The sequence below is a fragment of the Aetokthonos hydrillicola CCALA 1050 genome (genome assembly GCF_017591665.1).
Taxonomy (GTDB): Bacteria; Cyanobacteriota; Cyanobacteriia; order Cyanobacteriales; family Nostocaceae; genus Aetokthonos; species Aetokthonos hydrillicola.
On sequence record NZ_JAAKGC010000288.1, the window covers coordinates 1 to 2,408 of the forward strand.

A 2,408-nucleotide genomic window follows, 5' to 3' on the forward strand; every position below is an offset into this window, starting at 1 on the left:
AAATGAGAATTGCTGCTGCCCAACTTAATTCAAATGCTGCTTTAACGCTGCGCTGTGTTGTAATTAAGGTTTCTTGAATGGGGTTAATTCTCTCTTGTTCCTGTTGCTGTTTTATTTCGTCGAAGATTTTTGCTAAAGTAAGATGAGGAGGTTTGTTTGCTATATACCTTCCTGCTAATTCAACACCTAAGGGTAAATATCCGAACCATTTACACAGTTGTTTAGCTGTTTCTAGCTCTCTATTTATCTTTCTAGAGCCAGCCATAGCGATTAATATTTCTAAAGCCTCTTCAAGTGAAAACACATTGAGAGCTATTTTCTTGATATGGATGTCAAAGTCTTGTAACCTACTTGTGAGCAAAACCCGGAATCGGTTATTCTTTGGTAAATAAGCTCTCCAATTTTCTTTATCATTTACATCATCGAATATTACTAAAACTAGCCCTTCAGTTGGTTGCCAATTTTGCCAACACCAAGCTACTTGCTGATTAAGAGTTAGCGGATTTCCTTGAGCGTCTTTTTGGGGTACTTTTAAATTAAAAAAGCTTCGAGCAAATTGAAGAATCTCTGTTGCTAAATTTCCCTCTATTGCATTTAACCAGCAAATACCTCCGGGATAATCATTCTCATGTTCACGTGCATACTTTATTGCTAACTCTGTTTTACCTATACCGCCCATCCCCGCAACAGCAGAAATTACAACGGTGTTTTTTTGCTCGTAAAGTAAGGAGTGAATTGTGGCTAGTTCCTCATTACGTCCAACAAACTGAGCAGCACCTGCAGGAGGAATGTGTTTTACAGCGCTTACGGTTTTATTAGGTGAATAATTATAAATATTATTGTTGCCTAAGTAACTTGTACCACCACTAATGTCATTCTGAAAGCCTGTGGCATTATCTTTATTTTCTTGTTTCATGGTATTAAAGTCCTCTTAGGAAGAGAGGAAGCGTTTAAGCGGTGTAAATATTTGGCTGGCTTGTTTCTACGTATTTTCTGGCGTTTTAATTGGGATTGCTATACTTATTGATGGTATTTGTACCTTGAAAAACTTCTCCACCAGTAATATGGTTTTGATAACCGGTAGCGTTGTCCTGGTTGATTTGAGTAAAATTCCCATTGTCGTGCTTCTCACCCGCTTTAATTTCCTTGGCGATCGCTCGAATCTCCTCTGCAAATGCTGGATCTTCATGCATTAATACTTGCAGATAAGCAGCAACGGTGTCTAAATCTTTCTTTGAACCTTTCTCTGCTGCTCTGAGTGCTGTCTCTACTTTTACGTTACCCCGAAACTTCTCCCAAATTTTGTTTCGCAACTCGTCCATTTTAGCAAGAGCAGATTCGGTAAATTTCTCTGCCGTCTTTTCAAACATTTTTGTGAGAGCAAGAGTCAGGATTACACCAGCGGTTAGCGGTTCCATAAAGTATTACCCTAAGTGAAAATTCACTGTATGTATATATGATACTTTTTGGATACTGTCGATTCCGCAAGTCATGATCATTTTCTTCTATTCGGGTAAACACACTATTAGACATCTCCGAAAATTAATGATGCGTTCCTTGAAATCCTTGCTCAGGGCGAACGCCGTTCGCCCCTACATCCATTTCTGGAGATGTCTATTGCACGACGAAGATTTTCGGTAACTGCAAGTCGTACTACTCTCTATTGACTCTTAATCAAGAGTACGTACAATTATACGTATTGACTTATTGATTGTATTAAATCAGCTTGGCTGAAAATCCATAATTTATGGCTCTAACCAATTTTGGCAATATTTATTCAGATGAGCTAATTACTGCTACTGAGTTAAATCGTCAGCCTGGGCGAGTTCTAGACAAGGCTTTAGAACGTCCAGTGACGATTACTCGTAATGATCAGTCTTTTGCGTTACTGCGTCGCGAGGAAGTAACTTCTCTGGTTAAATCAGCGACTCAAAGTAAAGCTGTTTTTGAAGCATTAACTGTCGCTTTCTCTCTATTACTAGGCAAAGAAATCGGCTTTGAACATCCTTATGGATGGTTGAGCCTGTTTGACAAGGATGAGCTTCAAGAGTTTATCAAGGAACTAACTGAGGCTTTTCGGCTGATAGATTCCTCAACTACAGCATGGGAGATGATTGACGCGCTCATTCATGAATGGCAGGAAAGCAGCATTGTGATCGCTAGTCCTGAACTGCGAGCAGCTTTTAATGCTGATACCAATAAAGGAGTAGTGCGGGCATCTTGCCCGCTAATATCTTCACATACTTAGCTAGATGCTGATTTAGAAGTCTCAGAAGCTTTTTCAGGCGTTTTAGCCATCATGCGAATTTCAGAAGTAAAGGAAGTCATGCTAAACTCTCCCGAACGTTTCAGGACAGTCGCCCGCATTCGCAAATTAGGACTAGCAAACCATAGACGTTCCTCTAAAC

Annotated in this window: 4 protein-coding genes; 1 reads left to right on the top strand and 3 read right to left on the bottom strand. The window is 39.7% G+C overall.

Annotated features, from left to right (window positions below):
- Positions 1–916, bottom strand: a 916-nt coding sequence (locus tag G4P69_RS37040; RefSeq protein ID WP_243903175.1) for an NB-ARC domain-containing protein, incomplete at its 3' end; no start/stop codon positions are given.
- Positions 917–1,001: 85 nt separating this feature from the next.
- A complete protein-coding gene (locus G4P69_RS37045; protein WP_208341595.1) occupies positions 1,002–1,418 on the bottom strand; it encodes a hypothetical protein in 417 nt (138 codons plus the stop codon).
- A gap of 329 nt (positions 1,419–1,747) precedes the next feature.
- Here G4P69_RS37045 and G4P69_RS37050 point away from each other — a divergent pair, with 329 nt between their 5' ends.
- Positions 1,748–2,248: a hypothetical protein gene (locus G4P69_RS37050; RefSeq protein ID WP_208341596.1), complete on the top strand. Its 501-nt coding sequence runs from the start codon at positions 1,748–1,750 to the stop codon at positions 2,246–2,248.
- Here G4P69_RS37050 and G4P69_RS37055 read toward each other — a convergent pair.
- Positions 2,245–2,408: phycobiliprotein lyase (locus tag G4P69_RS37055; RefSeq protein WP_208354844.1), on the bottom strand; the 164-nt coding region annotated here is incomplete at its 5' end. The genes G4P69_RS37050 and G4P69_RS37055 overlap by 4 nt on opposite strands.

Coding starts and splice junctions, on each gene's coding strand:
- G4P69_RS37045 (WP_208341595.1), bottom strand. CDS start 1,418: ATGGAACCGCTAACCGCTGGTGTAATCCTGACTCTTGCTCTCACAAAA.
- G4P69_RS37050 (WP_208341596.1), top strand. CDS start 1,748: ATGGCTCTAACCAATTTTGGCAATATTTATTCAGATGAGCTAATTACT.